At 69.0% G+C, this 326-nt stretch carries 1 protein-coding gene; it reads right to left on the bottom strand.

What is annotated here, in order from left to right:
• A partial coding sequence (locus EN850_RS34870; protein ID WP_145973032.1) for an AMP-binding protein occupies positions 1–326 on the bottom strand: 326 nt, incomplete at both ends.

Genomic DNA, 326 nt, shown 5'->3' with positions numbered 1-326 from the left:
ATCGGATGTGGAGAACATCACCTGCCCCGGCTTGCAGTCGAATACGGTTTCCATCGACCGCGCCATCGCCACCGCGTAACCGCCGACCTCGCGCTGCACGCCCTTCGGCTTGCCAGTGGTGCCGGAGGTGTACAGCAGGTAGCTCGGCTCGCTCGCTTCCAGCCACTGCACCGGCACGTCGACTTCACCCACCTGCGCACGCAGCGCGGCGTACTCCACGTCGCGACCCGGCACGCGCGGTTCGGCGGCATCCAGCCCACGCGAGACGATCAGCACGTGTGGCGGAGGCGACGCCGCTTCGGCGCAGGCGGCGTCGACCATCGGCT

It is taken from the genome of Mesorhizobium sp. M8A.F.Ca.ET.207.01.1.1 (assembly GCF_004794715.1).
Lineage (GTDB): Bacteria > Pseudomonadota > Alphaproteobacteria > Rhizobiales > Rhizobiaceae > Mesorhizobium.
Note: the sequence above shows the minus strand (reverse complement) of the source record. Positions and strands in the feature narration are given on the sequence as shown.